The organism is Pseudoalteromonas sp. UCD-33C (assembly GCF_001306895.1).
Taxonomy (GTDB): Bacteria; Pseudomonadota; Gammaproteobacteria; order Enterobacterales; family Alteromonadaceae; genus Pseudoalteromonas.
The window spans coordinates 532291-552275 of sequence record NZ_LJTB01000002.1 but is presented as its reverse complement, the minus strand read 5'-3'; the positions used below and the strand labels follow the sequence as shown (position 1 = coordinate 552275).

21 protein-coding genes are annotated in these 19985 nt (G+C 40.2%); 16 read left to right on the top strand and 5 right to left on the bottom strand.

Features of this window, described 5'->3' with window-relative positions:
• Window positions 1-26: 26 nt before the first annotated feature.
• From AOG26_RS05785 to AOG26_RS05765, 5 genes are all read left to right on the top strand, one after another.
• A complete protein-coding gene (locus AOG26_RS05785) occupies window positions 27-503 on the top strand; it encodes a transcription elongation factor GreAB (protein WP_054561626.1) in 477 nt (158 codons plus the stop codon).
• A gap of 198 nt (window positions 504-701) precedes the next feature.
• Entirely contained in the window at window positions 702-2096 is a 1395-nt protein-coding gene (locus AOG26_RS05780) for a RimK family protein (protein WP_054561625.1), read from the top strand.
• On the top strand, window positions 2096-3199 hold the full coding sequence (locus AOG26_RS05775; RefSeq protein WP_054561624.1) for a GNAT family N-acetyltransferase/peptidase C39 family protein: 1104 nt from the start codon (window positions 2096-2098) through the stop codon (window positions 3197-3199). Before AOG26_RS05780 ends, AOG26_RS05775 begins: the two co-directional genes overlap by 1 nt.
• A 30-nt stretch (window positions 3200-3229) precedes the next feature.
• Complete coding sequence (locus AOG26_RS05770) at window positions 3230-3724, top strand: MgtC/SapB family protein (RefSeq protein ID WP_054561623.1); 495 nt, start codon at window positions 3230-3232, stop codon at window positions 3722-3724.
• 26 nt (window positions 3725-3750) lie between these two features.
• Window positions 3751-4191: a GNAT family N-acetyltransferase gene (locus AOG26_RS05765; protein WP_054561622.1), complete on the top strand. Its 441-nt coding sequence runs from the start codon at window positions 3751-3753 to the stop codon at window positions 4189-4191.
• Between the two features lie 10 nt (window positions 4192-4201).
• On the opposite strand, the gene AOG26_RS05760 is transcribed toward AOG26_RS05765, so the two are convergent.
• Together AOG26_RS05760 and AOG26_RS05755 are read right to left on the bottom strand one after the other, a co-directional pair.
• Complete coding sequence (locus tag AOG26_RS05760; RefSeq protein WP_150114717.1) at window positions 4202-5413, bottom strand: GAF domain-containing sensor histidine kinase; 1212 nt, start codon at window positions 5411-5413, stop codon at window positions 4202-4204.
• A 105-nt stretch (window positions 5414-5518) separates the two neighbouring features.
• Window positions 5519-6529: a GlxA family transcriptional regulator gene (locus tag AOG26_RS05755; RefSeq protein WP_054561620.1), complete on the bottom strand. Its 1011-nt coding sequence runs from the start codon at window positions 6527-6529 to the stop codon at window positions 5519-5521.
• A gap of 127 nt (window positions 6530-6656) precedes the next feature.
• Here AOG26_RS05755 and AOG26_RS05750 point away from each other — a divergent pair, with 127 nt between their 5' ends.
• Together AOG26_RS05750 and AOG26_RS05745 are read left to right on the top strand one after the other, a co-directional pair.
• On the top strand, window positions 6657-8555 hold the full coding sequence (locus AOG26_RS05750; protein WP_054561619.1) for a beta-ketoacyl synthase: 1899 nt from the start codon (window positions 6657-6659) through the stop codon (window positions 8553-8555).
• A 101-nt stretch (window positions 8556-8656) separates the two neighbouring features.
• Window positions 8657-9733: an energy transducer TonB gene (locus AOG26_RS05745; protein ID WP_054561618.1), complete on the top strand. Its 1077-nt coding sequence runs from the start codon at window positions 8657-8659 to the stop codon at window positions 9731-9733.
• A gap of 4 nt (window positions 9734-9737) precedes the next feature.
• Here the strand turns inward: AOG26_RS05745 and AOG26_RS05740 are convergent, their stop codons facing one another.
• Window positions 9738-10154 carry an MgtC/SapB family protein gene (locus AOG26_RS05740; RefSeq protein ID WP_054561617.1) on the bottom strand — a complete coding sequence of 139 codons (417 nt, stop codon included), beginning with the start codon at window positions 10152-10154 and terminating at the stop codon, window positions 9738-9740.
• 227 nt (window positions 10155-10381) lie between these two features.
• Here AOG26_RS05740 and AOG26_RS05735 point away from each other — a divergent pair, with 227 nt between their 5' ends.
• The 3 genes from AOG26_RS05735 (at window position 10382) to AOG26_RS05725 (ending at window position 12593) form a co-directional block, all read left to right on the top strand.
• Window positions 10382-11875, top strand: coding sequence for a BCCT family transporter (locus AOG26_RS05735; protein ID WP_235576237.1), 1494 nt, complete (start codon window positions 10382-10384; stop codon window positions 11873-11875).
• Window positions 11876-11950: 75 nt separating this feature from the next.
• Window positions 11951-12295 carry a hypothetical protein gene (locus AOG26_RS05730; RefSeq protein ID WP_054561615.1) on the top strand — a complete coding sequence of 115 codons (345 nt, stop codon included), beginning with the start codon at window positions 11951-11953 and terminating at the stop codon, window positions 12293-12295.
• Window positions 12285-12593, top strand: coding sequence for a hypothetical protein (locus AOG26_RS05725; protein ID WP_054561614.1), 309 nt, complete (start codon window positions 12285-12287; stop codon window positions 12591-12593). Before AOG26_RS05730 ends, AOG26_RS05725 begins: the two co-directional genes overlap by 11 nt.
• Before the next feature lie 14 nt (window positions 12594-12607).
• Here the strand turns inward: AOG26_RS05725 and fghA are convergent, their stop codons facing one another.
• Window positions 12608-13444 carry an S-formylglutathione hydrolase gene (gene fghA / locus AOG26_RS05720; protein WP_054561613.1) on the bottom strand — a complete coding sequence of 279 codons (837 nt, stop codon included), beginning with the start codon at window positions 13442-13444 and terminating at the stop codon, window positions 12608-12610.
• Window positions 13445-13499: 55 nt separating this feature from the next.
• Window positions 13500-14621 carry an S-(hydroxymethyl)glutathione dehydrogenase/class III alcohol dehydrogenase gene (locus AOG26_RS05715; RefSeq protein ID WP_054561612.1) on the bottom strand — a complete coding sequence of 374 codons (1122 nt, stop codon included), beginning with the start codon at window positions 14619-14621 and terminating at the stop codon, window positions 13500-13502.
• A gap of 110 nt (window positions 14622-14731) precedes the next feature.
• On the opposite strand from AOG26_RS05715, the gene AOG26_RS05710 reads away from it, so the two are divergent.
• From AOG26_RS05710 to AOG26_RS05685, 6 genes are all read left to right on the top strand, one after another.
• Window positions 14732-15613 (top strand): LysR family transcriptional regulator, encoded by an 882-nt coding sequence (locus tag AOG26_RS05710; protein WP_082401569.1) that lies wholly within the window; start codon window positions 14732-14734, stop codon window positions 15611-15613.
• A gap of 89 nt (window positions 15614-15702) precedes the next feature.
• Window positions 15703-16920, top strand: a complete 1218-nt coding sequence (locus AOG26_RS05705; RefSeq protein WP_054561610.1) for a lipoprotein-releasing ABC transporter permease subunit — start codon at window positions 15703-15705, stop codon at window positions 16918-16920.
• Window positions 16913-17611 carry a lipoprotein-releasing ABC transporter ATP-binding protein LolD gene (gene lolD / locus AOG26_RS05700; protein ID WP_054561609.1) on the top strand — a complete coding sequence of 233 codons (699 nt, stop codon included), beginning with the start codon at window positions 16913-16915 and terminating at the stop codon, window positions 17609-17611. Before AOG26_RS05705 ends, lolD begins: the two co-directional genes overlap by 8 nt.
• Window positions 17601-18845, top strand: coding sequence for a lipoprotein-releasing ABC transporter permease subunit (locus AOG26_RS05695; RefSeq protein WP_054561608.1), 1245 nt, complete (start codon window positions 17601-17603; stop codon window positions 18843-18845). Before lolD ends, AOG26_RS05695 begins: the two co-directional genes overlap by 11 nt.
• Before the next feature lie 9 nt (window positions 18846-18854).
• A complete protein-coding gene (locus AOG26_RS05690) occupies window positions 18855-19385 on the top strand; it encodes a DUF924 family protein (RefSeq protein ID WP_054561607.1) in 531 nt (176 codons plus the stop codon).
• 113 nt (window positions 19386-19498) lie between these two features.
• Window positions 19499-19945 (top strand): DUF4826 family protein, encoded by a 447-nt coding sequence (locus AOG26_RS05685; RefSeq protein ID WP_054561606.1) that lies wholly within the window; start codon window positions 19499-19501, stop codon window positions 19943-19945.
• Window positions 19946-19985 lie beyond the last annotated feature (40 nt).

Here is a 19985-nt window from a genome sequence, read left to right as displayed (position 1 = left end):
GGCTTTTCTGTTTTAACTGCTTTGATATGAATAAAACACACGTAATTGAACATTTACGCTTTGCGCTAGAGGCACAACTGCAAAACGCCAAAGCAGCGGCAAAAGCGGCTCATGACGCTGCAACCCACGAAGAAAGTGTTGCTGAAACCCAATACGATACCTTGGGTTTAGAGGCTGCTTATCTAGCGCAAGGGCAAGCTGAACGAGTTAATGAGTGCTACCGTGATATTCAGGCATTCAATACGGTGTTTAAAGAAAGCGAATTTAATAAGGTTCGTGAAGGTGCATTAGTGTGTCTTGTCGATGAACAAGATTACGCAAAGTGGTTTTTTATGGGCCCAAGTGCAGGTGGCTTAATAGTCACCGTAAAAGAACAGCCTATTTATGTTGTGACACGAGAAGCGCCGTTAGGTAAGCAATTGATTGGAAAGAGCCTTGATGATGAAGTTGAACTCTCTATTGCTGGCAATAAACAGTTGTACGCCATAGAACAGTTAATTTAATTATTGGTATTTTTAATCAGTAAATTTCATCTTCAAGTAAAAAATATCTCGTTGGTCACAAAGCAAAAAAACCTCTATAAATCACATCAAGCTTAATGCTTATAAGCACCCATCTAGTTAAGTGAAGTTTAGCCTCATGCGTTCACTTAATTGGCTGGGTGTTTTCATTTTTTCATAAGACTTAATTTAGGAAAAGTCGTGTTTAAAACCTTGATTGTGGTTGATAACAATGAGCAACGTATTGCTCAAAATTTCGAAAATGTCATTACCTTTGACACCTACTTACGTGATTACCCAAAACATAATGAGCCAAAAACACGCATTTTAAACTTGTGTGATACAGGGCAGTATTTAAGTAAAGGTTATTATTGTTCTTTGCTTGCTGAAGCAAGAAAGCACCAGGTATTACCGAGTGTAAAAACAATTAATGCGCTACGTAGCGATGAGCACAGCACGCGTCATAAAGCGCTTGCTGGTGGCACTGTCTTTTTTGGTCACACAGATAAAGAGCAGCAAAGTAAGGCAACCAAAGCATTATTCTCGCAATATCCAGCGCCTATTTTGGTGTGTGATGAGCAAGGTGTTGTAAAGCAAGGCACAATTGCATCATTAGATGAAACTGGCTTTACAGAGTTTGTAAAACAACTCAGTAGCTTTACGATGTCTGTATGGCGCATTCACGATAAAAAACGTCGTTACCGTTGGGATATGGCTATATTGGTTGATCACCAAGAAAAGGTGCCGCCAAGTGATAAAGATGCCATTGCTAAATTTATTAAAGCAGCCGCTAAACATGGTATTTATGCCCAAGCACTGACATTTGATGAAATTACCAATATTGCACAATTTGATGCGTTATTTATTCGCCAAACCACAGCCATCGACCATCCAACCTATCGTTTAGCGAGTAAAGCACAAAGCTTAGGGTTAGTGGTCATTGATGATGCAGAGTCAATACTGCGCTGTTGTAATAAAGTGTATTTGCACGATGCCTTTAATTATCAAAAAGTGCCAAGTTTAAAAACTCACGTTGTAGCTGATACAAGTGAAGAGACAATTGAAAGTTTAGAAGCAAACTTCAGCTACCCACTGGTATTAAAAATGCCAGAAGGCTCTTTCTCAAAAGGCGTATTTAAAGTCGCTAATCGTGATGAGTTAGTTGCTAAGTTAACAGAACTGTTTGAGTTCAGCGCACTTGTGCTAGCACAAGAGTACATGTACACCGAATATGATTGGCGTGTCGGGGTGTTAAATGGCCGTGCAATTTATGCGTGTCGTTATTTAATGGCCCGTAATCACTGGCAAATTTATAACCATGATGCAAAACGCTTCTTCTCAGGTGGTTTTGAGACCTTGCCAACCTTTGAGTTACCTAAAGTGGTGCTTGATGCGGCATTAAAAGCCTGTAAAACAGTGGGGAAAGGTTTGTATGGTGTTGATGTTAAAGAGCATCAAGGTAAAGCATACGTGTTAGAAGTGAATGACAACCCAAGTATCGACCATAAAGTCGAAGATGCCTATTTAGGTGATGAGCTTTATATGATCATTATGGATGAGTTTAAACAACGCCTAGAAGCACGAGGCCGCGGTTAATGAACGCATCTGTTTGTCAAATCCGCTTTGCACAGGCCACGGATTTGACGGCTCTTGTCGTCATTGAAGAGCAAAGCTTTAGCCAAGATAGATTAAGTAGCCGTAGTTTAAAACGCTGGATCAGCGCAACTCACGGCTTATTGATGGTGGCTGAGGTAGATAATCAACTGGTTGGTTATGGTTTAGTGTGGTGCCACAAAGGGACGCGGCTTGCCCGGTTATATTCACTGGCGGTTTTGCAATCGCAGCAAGGCAAAGGGATTGCTTCACAGTTACTTCTTGCGCTTGAAAATGAAACGGCTAAACGGGGCCGTTTATACATGCGTTTAGAAGTTGCGGTAAACAACCAATCAGCAATTCGCTTATATGAAAAACTGGGTTATCAGGTGTTTGGTCATTACAGTGATTATTATGATGACCATAGTGATGCTCATCGAATGCAAAAAAACATTCGTCGTAATATCGAATTTAATGCCGATAAACACACACCTTGGTACCAGCAAACTACCGAATTTACTTGTGGCCCAGCGGCGTTATTAATGGCAATGTCATCATTGAATGATACCGCAATGAGCCAACTCAAAGAGCTGGATATCTGGCGTGAAGCCACGACTATCTTCATGACTTCAGGGCATGGCGGTTGTCACCCTCTAGGGTTAGCACTTGCAGCAATGAAACGTGGTTTTAAAGCCGATGTTGTTTTAAATACCCGTGATACTTTGTTTATTGATGGTGTAAGAAGTGAAAAGAAAAAAGCCATTTTGCATACCGTACATAATCAGTTTGTGGCTGAATCAATAGCTGCAAAACTGCCTGTGAGGTATCAAGAGTTAACCTTGGCTACCATTGAAGATTGGCTTGCTGAGGGTAAAGCAGTGGTGTTATTGATCAGCACTTATCGGTTTGATGGTAAAAAATCACCGCACTGGGTGTGTGTAACGCATATTGATGATCATTGCTTGTATGTGCATGACCCATTTTGTGAAAACGAAAAACAATTGGCGATTGATTGTCAGCATGTGCCTATAGCCAAAGCCGATTTTAGCAAAATGGCCAGTTTTGGTTCATCGCGTCTCAGTACAGCGATGGCCTTTTATTTATAATTTTGATTGTTAGTTTGATTTGGAAGTGCAGTGACACTGAGTAGTATATTTGATATTGCCCCTTATTCTTGGTCAGCAATTGGTAGCGCCGCTTTTTGCGGCGCAATTATTGGTATGGAGCGTCAATTACGCGGCAAACCTGTGGGTATTCGTACGTCAGCGCTTATTGTGTTAGGTACTTATTTGTTTCTATCAACAGCGTTTATGTTGCATGGGGAAGATATTGATCATTCACGTGTAGTTGGCCAGATCATTACTGGTATCGGCTTTTTAGGTGCAGGGGTGATGCTTGCAAAAGATGGCGCGGTAGTTGGTGTAACATCTGCTGCGACAATTTGGGTATTAGCATCAATTGGTGTTGTTATTGCTACTGATAACTTACTCGCTGCGATAAAGCTATCAGTACTAGTGGTAGGTATTTTATATGGCGTAGATGTACTTGAAGCTAAATTTAAGAGCTTAGGGCGCGGTGTACATGCCCGTGTAAAACGCTATTCAAAGTTGTATTATCGAAAAGAAAAGTGAAGTTAGATTAAAGATTAGAGTGGTTAATGGAGCCTTGTTACACGATAAAAGCAGCTAGTTTAGAAGAGCTGTTACTTGTTGATAGTCAAATTCCTGAGTTTGATGGCCGAAATACCCTTAGTAAATTACAAGCACAGTGTGCAGATGTTGACCACCTAGCTTTAGTGGCTTATATCGATAATGAGCCTGTGGCATATAAACTGGGTTATGCGTTAGATTCAAACACTTTCTATAGCTGGCTTGGGGCGGTTGCACCAAAATGTAGAGGGCAGGGCATTGCAAAGGCTTTATTAAACGCGCAAGAAGCATGGGTTAAAGCCAACAATTACCTAACCATAAAGGTTAAGTCGATGAACCGTTTTCCTGCAATGCTAAGTATGCTTATCAAAAATGGTTATGCCATAACAGGCTATGAAGACAGAGGCAGCACACAAACTAGTAAGATTTTATTCACGAAAGACATTTAAACTTTTTAGCTTACTTTGGCAAACTAATTAAAAAGTGGGCGCCTACATCACTTTCTTGTACGCAAATATCGCCTTGCAGTTGTTGGCTAACTATTTTCTTCGCTATGCTGAGGCCAAGCCCTATACCTGATTGGTTGTTTTTACCTTTATAAAATGGGGTGAAAATTGAGCTTAGTTCAGTACTGCTGATACCGGTGCCGTTATCGGTGTAGTGAATTTTTAACACCTCATCAAAATCAAAAATATCAATTTCTATTAAAGGGTCTGTAATATTGTTGAATGCATGCTCAATTGAGTTTTGCAATAAAATAAACAGCACTTGTTTTAGCAAGTCTATTTCAACTTCTAATTGGCTATGCGGGTTTTGATAATTAATGTCTAATTTGATACTGCGATGTTTTATTTGCTCTTCTAAGTGTTTATAAAGTGACTCCGAAAGCTGAGCTAACGTCATGATTGTTTTACTTGATTGTGATTTGGTATACAACAAATCTTGTAAAATACGTATTTTATAAGCAGATGATGTTAAGTTTCTGTTTAGTAGTTCATTGGTATTTATCAATGTCTCTAAAGTATTTTGCAGTGCTTGTTGGCTAAGTCGTTTTTTTAAAAGTCTGGTTTGTGTTTCTTTGACAGTAAGTTGAGTAACATCTACTGCGGTAATGCAGTTACCGAGTGGTGTGTTGAGCTCGTGGGCTATTCCTCTAATTAAAGTGGCTAGTTCAGCAAACTGTTGCTGCTCAAACGCTTGTTTTTGCTGATACAATAATTTCAGTTGTGTTTCGAAGCTTTGCTTAATGGTTTCGAGTAGCTTTATCACAGGCTCGTTATATTCATGGGGTTTGCTATCTAAGATACAAATTGTGCCAAATGGGGTGGTGTCTCCTGCACATATAGGTAAACCTAAATAAGAAATCATATTAAGCTTGATATCAGGGTTTTCTTTCCAGTTCTCATCAACAAGTGCGTTTGGTATGTTCAGTAAGTTCTGCGTTTTTACGACATGCTCACAATAAAGGCCTGAATCTTCTAACTCTTCACTGTCACCAATTTCATAAGGATTTGCTTGGTTATTGTTTTTTGAAAACACACTAATAATATTGTTTTCTACTTTCATTACTAAGGCGACGGGTACATCAGCAAAAAGGGCTAAAACTTCGAGGGTTTTATTCCAACTTTGCACTAATTCATCATAATCAAGCTGATACATTTTTAGACTCAAACAAATACCTATACAACTAACTAAAAGCTTAGTAATAATTTTTAATTCAGCAACTTAAATATGATTAATCTGACCTTTGCTTAGAACAATTCCGGCATTTTAGCTTTATCCAAATAGTTTTCGTCTAACGACTATGCGATATTCACTAGGTGTTTGTGAAAGCACTTTCTTGAATACCCGTGTTAAGTGACCTTGGTCGTTATAACCAACTTCCAGTGCAACTTCTTGAATAGACAAATTTGAAGACGCTAATAACTCTTTTGCAGTTTGTACCCGCAACTGTTGCCAATACTCCACAGGAGTTTGGCTGGTGGCTTGGCGAAAACGGCGTGTAAAGGTGCGGTAGCTTAAACTAAATTGTGCTGCAATTTCTTGCAGAGTCAGTTCAGATGTTAAATTGTTTTTTAACCAAAATTGAATTTGTGCAATGAGTTCGTCTGGGTGTTTATCAACGGCACCCTCAAGGTAGCGCTGATCTTCATAGGGCTTACGAATTTCATGGGAGAAATTACGCTCAACATGCTGCGCTGCTTCTCGTCCGTAATATTGACTAATAATATGCACAATAACATCGGCAAGGGCATTTAAACTCGCAACTGTATACATGCGCTCAGACTGTGTGATGAAAAAATCAGGCTTAAGCTGCACTTTAGGGTAGTCACGTTTAAATTGTTCTGCGTAATGCCAGTGGGTGGTAGCCGGGTGGCCATCCAATAAGCCTGCTTCTGCAACTAAACAATTACCTGTGCCTACACCAATGATATGACTGCCTTGTTGCCAAGAATTACCAAGCCAGTTCACCAAACTTTGCTGATTGCTCACCACAGGACGCGGGTTTCGCCAAATCCCAGGCACAATAATCAAGTCACTAGCAGGCGCGGTGACGGTTTCGCAATCGGGCATAATTGAAAGCCCAGTACGATTAGGGATCGCTTTTAGACTACTTGCCACTAAATTGATGTTTAGAGGTTTAAATTCGTTCTGCTGACGATGGCTTTTTGCAAAGGCCTCACCAGCTCTGAGCATTTCAATAGGCAGGGTTAAACTGGTTATTAATAAATGAGGATAAACCAAAATACTAATTTCAATGGCTTTTACTTGTTGAAGTTTCGTCACTCAAATTGCTCCGACCAGTTGCTTTTGGCCTATTGTGCATGTTATTTGGCTATTTAAGCATAAAGCGTGTTAATTAATCCATTTAAACTTGGCTTAATTCTCATAACACGTTTTCTCAAGGTTTTTTATGACAGCATTACCCGTTATTGTTGGTATGGGTGGTATTAATGCCGCTGGCCGCACTTCTTTTCATCAAGGTTATCGTCGTATCGTGTTAGACAGCTTGGACGCTAAAGCCCGTCAGGAGACATTTTTAGGCTTAGCGACATTAATGAACTTAGTCACTCTTACTGAAGGTGTACTTAAAGATGCCCAAGGCAATACCATTGCCGAATCAGACATCGAAGCTAAGTTCGGTGAACAAATTTTAGCTGGCACACTTATTCGTAAAATTGAAAAAAACCACTTCGATGTGGATGCGACTCCATGGCAGCAAAAAATGACGTTAACAGCGTCAGATGAACAGCAGATTGTTTTTGAAACGCGCCGCCGTGATTTACCAACTCCAGTACCAAGTGCTTGGCAGGTTGAAGAATTAACTGATAAAAAAGTGAAAGTCACAATTAGCGCTGATCTTGCAATTAAACATGACAGTACGCGCGATAATCCAATTAAAGCGGCCGGTCAATTACCAACAGGTTTTGAACCTTCAGCTATGTATAACAGCCGTTATCAACCAAGAGGCTTGCAAGCGACTATCTTTGCCGCAACCGATGCGATTCGTTCGACAGGTCTGGCGTGGCAGCAGGTGATGAATAGTGTTGAGCCTGATCAAATTGGCACTTACTCAGCTTCTGTGGCGGGTCAAGTTGATGATGAAGGATTTGGTGGATTAATACGTGCGCGTCAGCAGGGCGATCGTGTGAGTACAAAACAGCTTGCACTTGGCTTAAACACTATGTCTACTGACTTTATCAATGCTTATGTAACAGGCAATGTGGGTACAACCTTTACTACATCAGGTGCATGTGCAACGTTTTTATATAACTTACGTGCTGCAGTAAACGATATTCAAGCGGGTCGTACGCGTGTCGCTATTGTGGCGTCTGTTGAGTGTGCTATTACACCTGAAATTGTTGAAGGTTTTGGCAATATGAGCGCACTTGCAAATGAAGAAGGTCTAAAGCGCCTTGATAATACAGATGTGGTTGATCATCGCCGTACAAGTCGTCCATTTGGTGAAAACTGTGGTTTTACGATTGGTGAAGGCGCACAAGTTGCTATATTAATGGATGATGCATTGGCATTAGAGTTAGGCGCTGATGTGTTAGGCAGCGTTGCAGATGTGTTCGTCAATGCCGATGGTATTAAAAAATCAATTACAGCCCCGGGCCCAGGTAACTACATCACGATGGCAAAATCTGTTGCACTAGCAAACAGTATTGTTGGCCAAGAAGCGGTACAAAAGCGTAGCTTTATTTTGGCACATGGCTCAAGTACACCACAAAACCGCGTAACAGAATCACTGATCTATCATAAAGTGGCAGAAACATTTGCAATTGATAATTGGAAGGTTGCTGCGCCTAAAGCATATGTTGGCCATACCATTGCTCCAGCCAGTGGTGATCAATTAGCTATGGCATTAGGTGTGTTTAGTCACAACATTATGCCGGGTATTACGACAATCGATAAAGTGGCAGATGATGTGTATAGCGAACATTTAGACATTCGTACTGAACACTATCAGTGTGATGCAATGGATATTGCCTTCATTAACTCAAAAGGCTTTGGTGGTAATAACGCAACGGCGACTGTGTTATCACCGGCAATTACATTAAAGATGCTAGCAAAGCGTCATGGTGATGAGGTTATGGCGCAATATCAAGACCGTCATACTCAGGTAGCCAAAGCGCAAGCTGACTATCAACAACACGCTGATTTAGGTCATTATGAGCTAATTTATCGTTTTGGTGATGGCTTAATTGATGAAAATGGCATTGAAATTAGTGAAGATTCAATGACAATCCCAGGTTTTGATAAAAAAGTTTTATTATCAAAACCAAACCCTTACCAGGATATGTTTTAAGATCAAGGCATGTTTAAGCACATTCTTGACAGCAAGGCGCTTTTAAAGCGCCTTTTTTAGTGCTATAAGTGTTCCTATCAAAGGGAATTGGAGCCATTATCATGATTAAATTCACAAAACTCGCAGCACTTTGTTCACTTATCGCATTACCTACACAGGCTTTAGCACGAGACGTCAATGACTTAGGTGTTGATGTTCAAGCTGCTACCTCTGCTTATATTGTTAAAAATTCAAACAAACGTTACCCAGGTAGTTATAACGGCTCTCGTCTAGAAGGCTGGGCATTAATGTCTTATGTGGTTGATACACAAGGTAAGGCAAAAGACATTGAAGTGATCATGGCATCTGATACTCGGGGTAGTGAAGAAAATGCAGAGAAATACTTAACCAACTTAGAGTTTGCACCTGCCACAAAAGAAGGCAAAACCGTAGAAGGGGGTTACCTGTTTTCATTTGAAGTAGGTAAGTATTTTAATGGTTACTCAAATGATAAAGCGAGCCGTGGTTTTATTAATGAATACGATGAAATCAATAAAATGCTGCAAGCTAAAGAGTTTAAAAAAGCTGAGCAAGCATTGGCTGAGTTATATAAAGACCATACTAAAAACACCTCTGAACAGGCATTATTTGCATGGTTGAAAAGCCAATTTTATTATCATCAACAACAATGGTTTGGCTTTGATGAGCAGTTGTCTGTAGCCTATTTACTGCGAGCTAAGTTACCAACAGATATACAATATTTAGTCGCTAAAAGTGCTCTACAATGGTACAGCTTCAAGGGCGATTTTAATCTTGCATACAATGCTATTTATGCGTTAGATAATATCGAGGGTAAACAGTTTTCAGAAGAAAACAAACTTGCCACTATCAAGCAAATTGATGACCTATTGGCGCGAACACCGCAGATTAATTCACAAATCAATGTTTCAAAAGATAAGCTTTCATATTTATCTTTATCTCGCGGTTCAATCAAAATTGAAGGCGCGAGTGATGTTTCTAAATTACAGATCCGCTGTGCAGATCAAGTCATTGACCTTGAAGCAAGTGAATCGGTTAATTATGTCATTGATGAGCAAAGCAGACGCTGCGGTTTATTAGTTAAATCTGCAAGCCCTGCTGAGATTAAAGTTAAACAAACTGGCTATGCCATAGTTAACTCAAAATATGACGCGAGCTAATTGTTTACTTTAAGCGCTTAACATATCTTAGCGTTACGAAATTAATCAACGCCATTAAAAAGGCGATTTCGTAACGACTAAATGCCACAGCAATGCCAATAAGTCCCATGTTCCAAATACTGGCTGCTGTGGCTGTTCCATAGGTAGAGTTTTTGTTCTTCAAAATGGCACCACCGCCAATAAAGCCAATACCCGTGATAATCCCTTCGAGTACTTTTGATTCTGCCTCTGAACTTGTTAAAACAGACATGCCCACTAATGCATAACCACATGATGCAACAGCGACTAATGGAAATGTTCGTAGACCTGCACCATTACTGGTTTTTTCTCGATCAAAAGCCATTGGAAGGGCAAGTAAATAGGCAATACCTAGATGAATTAAATTATCGAGAATTTCATACCAATCAATATTAAAGTCCATGCTTTGCTCCTTGCTATAAAGATTATGATAGCTTTGCAATTTCAATACCCGATCAACAAATTAAATAAAATGAGGAAACTAGGGACATGTAGCCGGGTTTTTAAAAGCATGCCTTGCTATAATTTGCGATTTTTACGCACTGCTATGTCATTTTTTCAGCCTTTTGGCTGTTTGAATTTTAGCCATGCTAACAGTATGCTAAACACGCTGACTAAATAGGCTTCACATTGAAACATTCCACCTCCTCCCTAGAAAAAACCGCGCTTGCACTGTGTATGTTTGGTGCACTGATTGCTGTGATTTTGCCTGATGTTATCACTGAGCAAGTTCAGCCGTTTGTACAAATGCTGTTAAAATGGAGTGGTAGTAGCTTTTTCTTATTGGTGAATTTTTTATTGTTTGCCATCATTATTTTAGCAATTAGCCCACTCGGTAGCCGTAAACTAGGTGGTGAGCAGGCTGTTGTTGAGTATTCAAACTTTGGCTGGTTTGCCATGTTGTTTGCAGCAGGAATGGGCTCTGGCTTGGTTTTTTGGGGCGTAGCAGAGCCTGCGTTACATTCACTCGACCCACCACTTAAACAAAGCTTATATCCAGATAGACTAGCCAGTAGCCTCGCTTTAACCCTAGTGAATTGGGGCGCTCATGCTTGGGCACTTTATGCTGTATTTGCGCTAGTGCTTGGCGGATTAACGCAATACAGTGGGAGGTCAGGAGATATTTGTGCCCCTGTTTTAACGGCGCTTGGTAATCGCATAGATAAGTCTGCAAAATTTACTGTGTCGTTTATTGTAAGGTTAATTGCGGTAATCGCTATTTTTTTTGGTGTCGTCGGCACCATAGCTAATTCCACTTTACTGATCAGTAAAGGCGTTGAAATAGAGTTGGGGGTTACTTCAACTTTATTAGTGGGTTCATTAATCGTTTGTTTGTTAGCAGTTATTTATTCGCTGTCGGTTAAATTTGGATTACGACGCGGGGTACAGTCACTAAGTATATTTAACGTATTTCTAGCATTTAGTCTGCTTTTTTGGTTGCTACTAGTGGTGCCAATTGAGCCTATTATAAAGATTGCTTTAGATGGAACAGGCTACTATTTACAGTTGCTTGCAACTGGCACTTGGCAATTCGATAGCCAATTAAAAGCGCCGGATTGGGCCACTCATTGGACATATAATTATTACTTTTGGTGGTTAGCGTGGGGGCCATTTGTTGGTGTGTTCCTAGCCAAAATTAGCCAGGGGCGTAAAGTTTGGCAATTTATTTTGGCGGTTGTGTGTATTCCAACTTTAGTGACTATTATTTGGTTTGCGACCTTTTCGGGGGCAGCAATTGAATGGGATAGACTTAACCAAGCGGGCATTTTAGTTGCTATAAAACAAGATTACAGCCAAGGCTTATTTGTATTTTTTAATCAACTAGACTGGCAAGGAACCGTGTTTATTTGGTTAAGCTTATTACTACTGTTGATATTTGTTGCTACATCCGCAGACTCTGCAATATTAGTCATAAGAGAGCTGGTTGGCTCTGAGCAAAATAACCGTGTGACACTCTACGCATGGTGTTTAGCATTATTCATATGTAGCTTTGCATTGTTACTGCTACAAGATGAGCCATTAAATCGTAGCGTTGCAATTTTAGGCGCTTTACCTTTCTTGTTAATATTCCTATTACAGTTAGTTGGGTTTTTAAAAGAGTTTATTCGTGATATTTGTGATTAATCTACAGTTTTTTACAGTTAAATTACCTGTTTGTTATTATGCTTAGAAAATAAGCTTAAGTGTATTGGAGGACCGATGCTTAAATCTTTGTACGTAATACTATCAGTAAGTTTACTCAGTGGCTGTACTGCAGTTGGCTTAGTTGCAGATGGAATTGGCGGACGCACGAGTCAGGCACAGCCGGCAAGCGCTTATGCAGATAAAAAAGATAATGACCGAGTTAACTATGGCATGACCATGACGATGCTAGGTTATGAAATCGACAAAGCGATTATTGAAGGCCTAGAGAGCGGTAGTAAAGACAAAGACGTTGAGCTTAAATGTCGTCAAATTAGTCGCGCAGTAAAAGAATGTGTTGAGGTTAAAGCTGAGCCAAAAAAAAGACCTACATTAATGGATAGTTTTAATAATGAAGATTAGCTTTTCAAAACTTGTTATTTGCTTAGTAAGCTACCAATTAGTGGGGTGTACAGTGGCGGGGTCAATAGTTGATGGCTATGCAAAAAACTCACAACCAACAAATCTTGCAACTACAAATGCAAATCAAACTAACAGTACTGTAACCGATGCTGAGGGCTTTTCATTCGCAAAGTTAGGCTTTAAAATTGATAGCGCTGTTATTGGTTTACTCAAACCAAAAGAACAACAACCGCAATTAGTTTGCAGGCAAATTACACGCAGTATTAAAGAGTGTGAGGAAGTTAAGCCCTCACACTAAAAATTAAGTATTAATCACAGATACTTTTGATGAAACATCAAGTGTTCGTCAATAAAGCTGCTGATAAAGAAGTAACTATGATCATAACCCGCGTGCATGTTGATCTCAGCTGGGTAATCTTTTTCGTTTACGACAGCAAATAAGTTCTCAGTTTTGAGTTGCTCAGTTAAGAAGTTATCGGCCTCACCTTGATCAATACGCATCGGTAAATAATCATCAGCGGTAGCTTTTTTCATCAATTCACAGCTGTCGTATTCAAGCCAACTTGCTTTATCACTACCTAGGTAATTACTAAACGCTTTTTCACCCCAAGGGCAATTAATCGGGTTCACAATCGGGCTAAAAGCACTGGCGCTGACGTATTGTTTAGGGTTTTTAAGCGCAATCATCAATGCGCCGTGACCACCCATAGAATGACCAGCAATGGCTTTTTTAGTCGTCACAGGGAAGTGTGCTTCGATAAGTGCAGGTAACTCAGAAACCACATAGTCGTACATGTTGTAGTGCACATTGTAAGGCGCTTGAGTCGCATTGACATAAAAACCAGCACCTTGACCAAAATCGTAATTTTCATCGTCAGGCACATTTTCACCGCGCGGGCTAGTATCTGGAGCGACAATCGCAATACCTAGTTCAGCCGCTTTTTTAAATGCTCCGGCTTTTTGCATAAAGTTTTCATCTGTACAGGTTAAACCTGACAACCAATACATCACTGGCACTTTATTCGTTTCGCTGGCACCTGGCGGTAAAAAAATCGCAAAGCGCATAGCACAATGTGTGCTGCTAGCTTGGTGGGTATATTGTTTATGCCAGCCACCGCTGACTTTTGTTGAGCTTATGTTTTCTAGCATAACCAAATCCTTGAAACAAAGGCGCTAGGAGTCAACCTAGCGCCAAATTAAAAGATTAATAATGAATAACTGAACGGATGCTCTTACCTTCGTGCATTAAGTCGAAAGCTTCATTGATATCTTCAAGTTTCATGGTGTGTGTGATGAAATCGTTTAACGCAAACTCACCATTCATATATCGCTCAACAATCTCTGGTAATTCAGAGCGACCTTTAACGCCACCAAATGCACTACCGCGCCATACACGACCTGTTACTAGTTGGAAAGGACGAGTAGAGATCTCTTGGCCTGCACCTGCAACACCAATGATTACTGATTCACCCCAACCTTTGTGACAACACTCAAGAGCAGAACGCATTACATTAACGTTACCGATACATTCAAATGAGAAATCAACACCACCGTCAGTCATTTCAACGATAACTTCTTGGATTGGTTTGTCGAAGTCATTTGGATTGATTAAATCAGTTGCACCTAGTTTAGTAGCAAGATCAAACTTACTGGTGTTGATATCAACACCAATAATACGGCCAGCGCCCGCCATTTTCGCACCGATAATCGCCGATAAACCGATACCACCTAAGCCAAAAATAGCCACTGTATCGCCTTTTTGAACTTTTGCTGTTTTAGTAACAGCACCCATGCCGGTTGTTACACCACAACCAAGTAAACAAATTTCTTCAAGAGGCGCTTCTTTGCTTACTTTAGCAAGTGAAATCTCTGGTAATACAGTGTACTCAGAGAAGGTAGAGCAACCCATGTAGTGATAAATTGGTTGACCATCTTTATAGAAACGCGTTGTGCCATCAGGCATTAAACCTTTACCTTGCGTTTCACGTACCGCAGAGCATAAATTTGTTTTGCCCGATTTACACATTTTACACTCGCCACATTCAGCAGTGTAAAGAGGAATAACATGATCGCCTACTTCAACATGTGTTACACCTTCACCTACGGCTTCAACAATACCGCCACCTTCATGGCCAAGGATTGCTGGGAAAATACCTTCAGGGTCTTCACCAGATAAAGTAAATGCATCGGTATGACAAACACCTGTAGCAACAATCTTTACAAGCACTTCGCCTTTTTTAGGCATCATTACATCCACTTCTTCAATTGATAGTGGTTGATTTGGACCCCAAGCGATAGCCGCTTTTGATTTGATAAAATCAGTCATAACGTTCCCTTATAGTTGTTGGAAGTAAGTATTAAACTTAGTCTATTTTATTTGTTTCTCAATGAATGATAATCTTCGTTTTATTAAAACACTTTTACAGTATGGTAATAATGAATCGTTGGCACGGAATTGATGAGTTTTTAGCGGTAGCAGAAACAGGCAGTTTTACAAAAGCAAGTAAACTACTGGGTATGTCTGTGGCCCATGTAAGCCGGTATGTGAGTCAATTAGAAGAGCGATTAAACACACAATTGTTAACCCGAACAACCCGTAAAGTGGTGCTAACGCAAGAAGGGCAGGTGTTTGCGCATCAAACTAAACAATTACAGCATGCCATGGATGATGCCACGGCACTGCTTGCAGAGCAGCAACTGACACCAAAAGGTAGTATAAAACTAACAGCTCCTGTGATGTATGGTGAAAGTTTCATCATGCCTGCGGTACATTCGTTTATGCAAAAGCACCCAGATATTGAAGTGATCAGCCATTTAAGCAATGAGCAAGTCAATCTACTAGAAGATGGGTATGATCTCGCTATTCGCCTTGGTCATTTAAAAGATTCATCTTTAAAAGCACGGCGCATTAGTCAGCGCAGGCTTGTTATTTGTTGTAGCTCTGAATATATCAATAAATTCGGCCAACCACACAGTGTGAGTGAATTACATCAGCACAATTGCCTGATTGGTAATAACAGTTACTGGCGGGTAAAAGAGCAGGGTCAAGATAAGCACATCAAAGTGGCAGGGCGTTTGGCCTGTAACAGTGGTTGGGCATTGGTTGACGCTGCAATAAAAGGGTTAGGCATCGTGCAACTACCAGATTACTATGTCAATGACCACCTAGCCAATGGCAGGTTGAGTGCTGTACTTTCGAATGTTGCACCGGCACCTGAAGGTGTATGGGGGGTGTATCCACCAAGGCAGTTTATCGCAACCAATGTAAAAGCATTACTTGACCATCTGGTTGCTACTGTTCAAGTATCAGATTTATAATTATTTTTTACAATTTCGCGCATCCCATGCTAGCTAAATCTATGCTAATATGAGCGCATATTTAGCCCTTGGAATACCCATAATTTATTATGTTTCAACCTGTTAGCCTTTTTATAGGGCTGAGATATAGTCGCTCCTCAAAGGGCAATGCCTTTATCTCATTTATTTCATTTTTCTCTATCGCGGGCATTGCTATTGGTTTAATGGCCTTGTTTACAGTCAGTTCAGTAATGAATGGTTTTGAGAATAACCTTAAAACCAACATGCTTGGTTTAATTCCTCATATTGAAGTATCAGCCGAAGATAACTCGAAAGAAACCATGCTGCAGTTAAAGCAGCAACTAGCAAATTCTCAAGATGTTAAACAAGTTAACCTATACCGCCATGGCGAAGCCATTTTACAAACTAACCAAGATTTGCATGGCGTATTGTTACAAGGCCTTTATGATGAAGGAAGCTCCATCTATAACGTAAAAGATAAAATTGTTGCCGGCAATTGGTCACAAGTAATGGACAGCAACTACCATATTGCGATTAGCCGCTACTTGAGTCGAAAATTGGGTATTTCTCTTGGGGATAAAGTACGGGTTATCATGCCTAATGCCAGTTCGTATACCCCCCTTGGTCGAGTACCGAGTCAGCGCTTGTTTACCGTTGCTGCACTTTATGAAACACAGTCAGAAATTGATATGTCATTAGCATTTACCAGTGGCTATTCGTTAGGCAGAGTTTTAAAACTAGCAAAATCAGCAGCCCCTAATTTGAGTGTATCGCTGTATGAACCATTTGCTGTTGAGCAAGTATTGCAATCGCAGTTAGCTATTTTAAACGATTACACAGTGACTGACTGGCGAGCTAGCCAAGGCACACTATTTGCCGCTGTGGCAATGGAAAAGCGCATTATGTCGATGTTACTTGGCTTAATCGTGCTCGTTGCAGTGTTTAATATCATTTCAGCATTAACCATGATGGTCAGTGAGAAGCAAAGTGAAGTCGCTATTTTACAAACACTGGGTTTAACTCCGTTACAAGTGCAGCACGTGTTTATGATCCAAGGCTTATATAACGGCCTTATCGGTACCAGTATTGGTGCGTTACTTGGTGTGCTATTAAGTAGCAACATTAATGAATTGTTGAATATGTTAGGCATCAATTTACTAGCGGGCGTGAGTTTACCCGTTAAATTTGATGTTATAAGTTTGAGTTTTATTGCCGCAGGGAGTATTGCGATGAGCTTTTTAGCTACCTTGTATCCTGCCAGAAAAGCTGCAAAAGTGAATCCAGCAGAGGTATTACGTTATGAGTGATTTAGTTATCAATTGTCAGCAGTTAAATAAAGTCTATCAAGATGGCGATAACGAGGTTGCGGTATTAAAAGGGGTTGATTTAGCACTTAATCAAGGCGAAATGTTAGCTGTTGTAGGGAGCTCTGGCTCAGGAAAAAGTACCTTATTGCATATATTAGGTACCTTAGATAACGAAAGCTCAGGCAAGGTTGAAATTAAAGGTCAGCAGGTTTCTAAATTAAACCGTAAACAACAAGCCAGTTTCCGAAATGAAAATTTGGGCTTTATTTATCAATTCCATCATCTATTAATGGAATTTACTGCCATCGAAAATGTTGCAATGCCATTATTAATTAAAGGCTTAAGCGCAAAAGCGGCAACCGAAAAAGCCCGTAACATGCTAGATAAAGTAGGGTTATCTCATCGTAGCGAACATAAACCTTCGGCGTTATCAGGTGGTGAGAGGCAGCGGGTTGCAATAGCACGTGCATTAGTAACCGAGCCTGCTTTGGTGCTTGCCGATGAACCAACCGGTAACCTAGATAAACAAAACGCAATTAAGATTTACGATTTAATTAAAGAATTAAATACTAGCTTAAAAACCAGTTTTGTTGTGGTAACCCATGATTTAGAACTTGCAGATAAACTAGGCAAAATTGCCTATTTAGATGATGGTAAGCTCGCAATTAAAGAGTCTCAGCATGTTGCTTAGTGCCTTTATTTCAAAACGCTTTCGTGCCCATAGTGGCCAAAAAGACGGACAAAACGGTTTTGTTAGTTTTATCGCTAAAGCATCGACAATCGGCATTCTTTTAGGTGTCGCTGTGCTAATTGTTGCTTTATCAGTTATTAATGGTTTTGAGCAGCAGCTAGTACATCGGCTTTTATCGGTCGTACCTCAGGTTGAATATGTTGCGCCTAACAAACCAATCAATAATTGGCAGTCAAAAGTTGCTCTACTGCGCTCTCAAGCCGGTGTAACAGGTGCTGCGCCGTTTATTAGTGTCAACGGCATGGCGCAATATAAAAGTGAGTTAAAAGCAGTTGAAGTGCGTGGTGTAAGCCCTGAATTTGAAAACCAAGTGTCGGCGTTAAATCAATTTACAGAAGGGCGCTTAGTTAGCCAGCTACAACAAGAAGATGTGCTTTTAGGCCAACAAATCGTTAACCGATTGGGCCTTAAAATTGGCGACCCAGTTACCTTATTAATCCCACAGATAAACCAGCAAAGTAATACTTTATTGGCGCCAAAGCGTGTTAGCTTGAATCTTGCGGGTATTATAAAAATGGGCGGCCCAATTGATGAAACAGCGGCTTTTATTCGCCTTGATAAAGCGCAAAGTGTGTTGAGTTTTGAGCAAAACCAAGTAACCGGTTTACGATTACAAGTAGCTGATGTGTTCGCGGCCCATCAAACGGCGATGCGTGTGGGGCAAGTTATTCCTGATTATGTCTATGTCTCAAGTTGGTTTAGAACCCAGGGTAGCTTATATCAAGATATTCAAATGGTTCGCACTATTGTGTATATCGTGGTGTTTTTAATAATTGCGGTAGCGAGTTTTAATATTGTTTCGTCTTTAGTGATGGAAGTACGTGAAAAACAGGCAAATATCGCAATTTTAAAAACCATGGGCGCACAAGATAGCACCATTTTAGCAACCTTCGTAATGCAAGGTTTTACACAAGCTTTAATTGGTGTGATCTTAGGCACAGTTATCGGTGTAATGCTTGCGTTAAACATCAGTGAACTGTTCACTTGGGCAAGTAACTTATTTGGCGATAACCCATTACAAGGGGTTTATTTTATTGAGTTTTTACCCAGTAAACTAGTTTGGCAAGATATTGTTATCACGGTAATTGTTACTTTTGTTCTCGCTATTTTGGCTACCTTATATCCTGCGTGGCAAGCAACCCGAGTTGACCCTGCAAAAGTTCTTGGTAATTAAGGAGTGTTTATGGATAAGCAACGCATTATCGATTTTTGGTTTAATGAATTAGGACCGGAAGTTTGGTATCAGCAATCAGACGAAGTTGATGCCTTAATTACACGTGAGTTTTCAGAATGCCTTTTGCAGGTTATCGCTGGCGAACATGCAGATTGGCGAGTTGATGCTCAAGGCTCTTTAGCTGAAATTATCGTGTTAGATCAGTTTTCACGCAATATTTACCGTAATACAGCAAAGGCGTTCAGCCAAGACCCACAAGCATTAAGTCTAGCGCAAAGAGCCATTGAATTAGGTTTTGATAAAAAGTTACCTAGCTCTCAAACTGCGTTTATTTATATGCCGTATATGCACAGTGAATCGAAAGTCATTCATCAGCAAGCTGAGCAATTGTTTAAAGGCATGAGTAATTATGAATTTGAACTAAAGCACAAAGTGATTATTGATAGGTTTGGTCGCTACCCACATCGCAATAAAATTTTAGGTCGTGAATCAACAGCTGAAGAGCTGCAATTTTTAACAGAGCCTAACTCTTCTTTCTGAGTTGATTGAATAGTACGCAAGTAAATTTAAATGCTCTTTGATTGCCCGTAAACACTTGCACAGCGCCATTTTAAACCTTAAAGTGTCAGAAATGTTGTAAAAGAGTAACTACCATGGAACAAAAACAAGCAAGACCATTAACACCAGAAGAACAAGCCGAAGCGCAAAAACAAAGTGTTATTTGGCAAAGAGAATGTTTCCAAAATGCACAAAAGCATTTAGCTGAAAAAGGCGTTATTCCGCAAACTGTTGTAGAAAAAGAAAGCCGTTTTATCGCCCCATTAGTAGCGATTTGGAAATTTAAAGCACAAAACGGTAAGAGCTATTGGGTGATCACCGGTCGTTTACCTACCGATCACGCTGAAGCAAGTGCAGCAAATAATGCACGTGAAGTATTACGTTATTTCTCAATGCAGTGGCAAATGAAGGCTGATCAGCTAATGCAATCAGGTGCGGTAGATAAAACCAAAGTTGATTTTGCTAACCTGTTAATCAACCGTGCTCATGGTTTATATGAGCTATTTGAAAAAGAAGAAATGTGGCAAAACGAGCCTGCATAACTTCTAATAAGAAAGCTGAATAATGTTATTCAGCTTTTTT

What these genes read in the sequence shown, in the direction of transcription:
- lolD (WP_054561609.1), top strand. Translation starts at nt 16,913, where the DNA reads ATGAGTGATTTAGTTATCAATTGTCAGCAGTTAAATAAAGTCTATCAA.
- AOG26_RS05715 (WP_054561612.1), bottom strand. Translation starts at nt 14,621, where the DNA reads ATGACTGATTTTATCAAATCAAAAGCGGCTATCGCTTGGGGTCCAAAT.
- AOG26_RS05765 (WP_054561622.1), top strand. Translation starts at nt 3,751, where the DNA reads ATGGAGCCTTGTTACACGATAAAAGCAGCTAGTTTAGAAGAGCTGTTA.
- AOG26_RS05690 (WP_054561607.1), top strand. Translation starts at nt 18,855, where the DNA reads ATGGATAAGCAACGCATTATCGATTTTTGGTTTAATGAATTAGGACCG.
- AOG26_RS05745 (WP_054561618.1), top strand. Translation starts at nt 8,657, where the DNA reads ATGATTAAATTCACAAAACTCGCAGCACTTTGTTCACTTATCGCATTA.
- AOG26_RS05695 (WP_054561608.1), top strand. Translation starts at nt 17,601, where the DNA reads ATGTTGCTTAGTGCCTTTATTTCAAAACGCTTTCGTGCCCATAGTGGC.
- AOG26_RS05710 (WP_082401569.1), top strand. Translation starts at nt 14,732, where the DNA reads ATGAATCGTTGGCACGGAATTGATGAGTTTTTAGCGGTAGCAGAAACA.
- AOG26_RS05685 (WP_054561606.1), top strand. Translation starts at nt 19,499, where the DNA reads ATGGAACAAAAACAAGCAAGACCATTAACACCAGAAGAACAAGCCGAA.
- AOG26_RS05775 (WP_054561624.1), top strand. Translation starts at nt 2,096, where the DNA reads ATGAACGCATCTGTTTGTCAAATCCGCTTTGCACAGGCCACGGATTTG.
- AOG26_RS05785 (WP_054561626.1), top strand. Translation starts at nt 27, where the DNA reads ATGAATAAAACACACGTAATTGAACATTTACGCTTTGCGCTAGAGGCA.
- AOG26_RS05740 (WP_054561617.1), bottom strand. Translation starts at nt 10,154, where the DNA reads ATGGACTTTAATATTGATTGGTATGAAATTCTCGATAATTTAATTCAT.
- AOG26_RS05705 (WP_054561610.1), top strand. Translation starts at nt 15,703, where the DNA reads ATGTTTCAACCTGTTAGCCTTTTTATAGGGCTGAGATATAGTCGCTCC.
- AOG26_RS05750 (WP_054561619.1), top strand. Translation starts at nt 6,657, where the DNA reads ATGACAGCATTACCCGTTATTGTTGGTATGGGTGGTATTAATGCCGCT.
- fghA (WP_054561613.1), bottom strand. Translation starts at nt 13,444, where the DNA reads ATGCTAGAAAACATAAGCTCAACAAAAGTCAGCGGTGGCTGGCATAAA.
- AOG26_RS05725 (WP_054561614.1), top strand. Translation starts at nt 12,285, where the DNA reads ATGAAGATTAGCTTTTCAAAACTTGTTATTTGCTTAGTAAGCTACCAA.
- AOG26_RS05730 (WP_054561615.1), top strand. Translation starts at nt 11,951, where the DNA reads ATGCTTAAATCTTTGTACGTAATACTATCAGTAAGTTTACTCAGTGGC.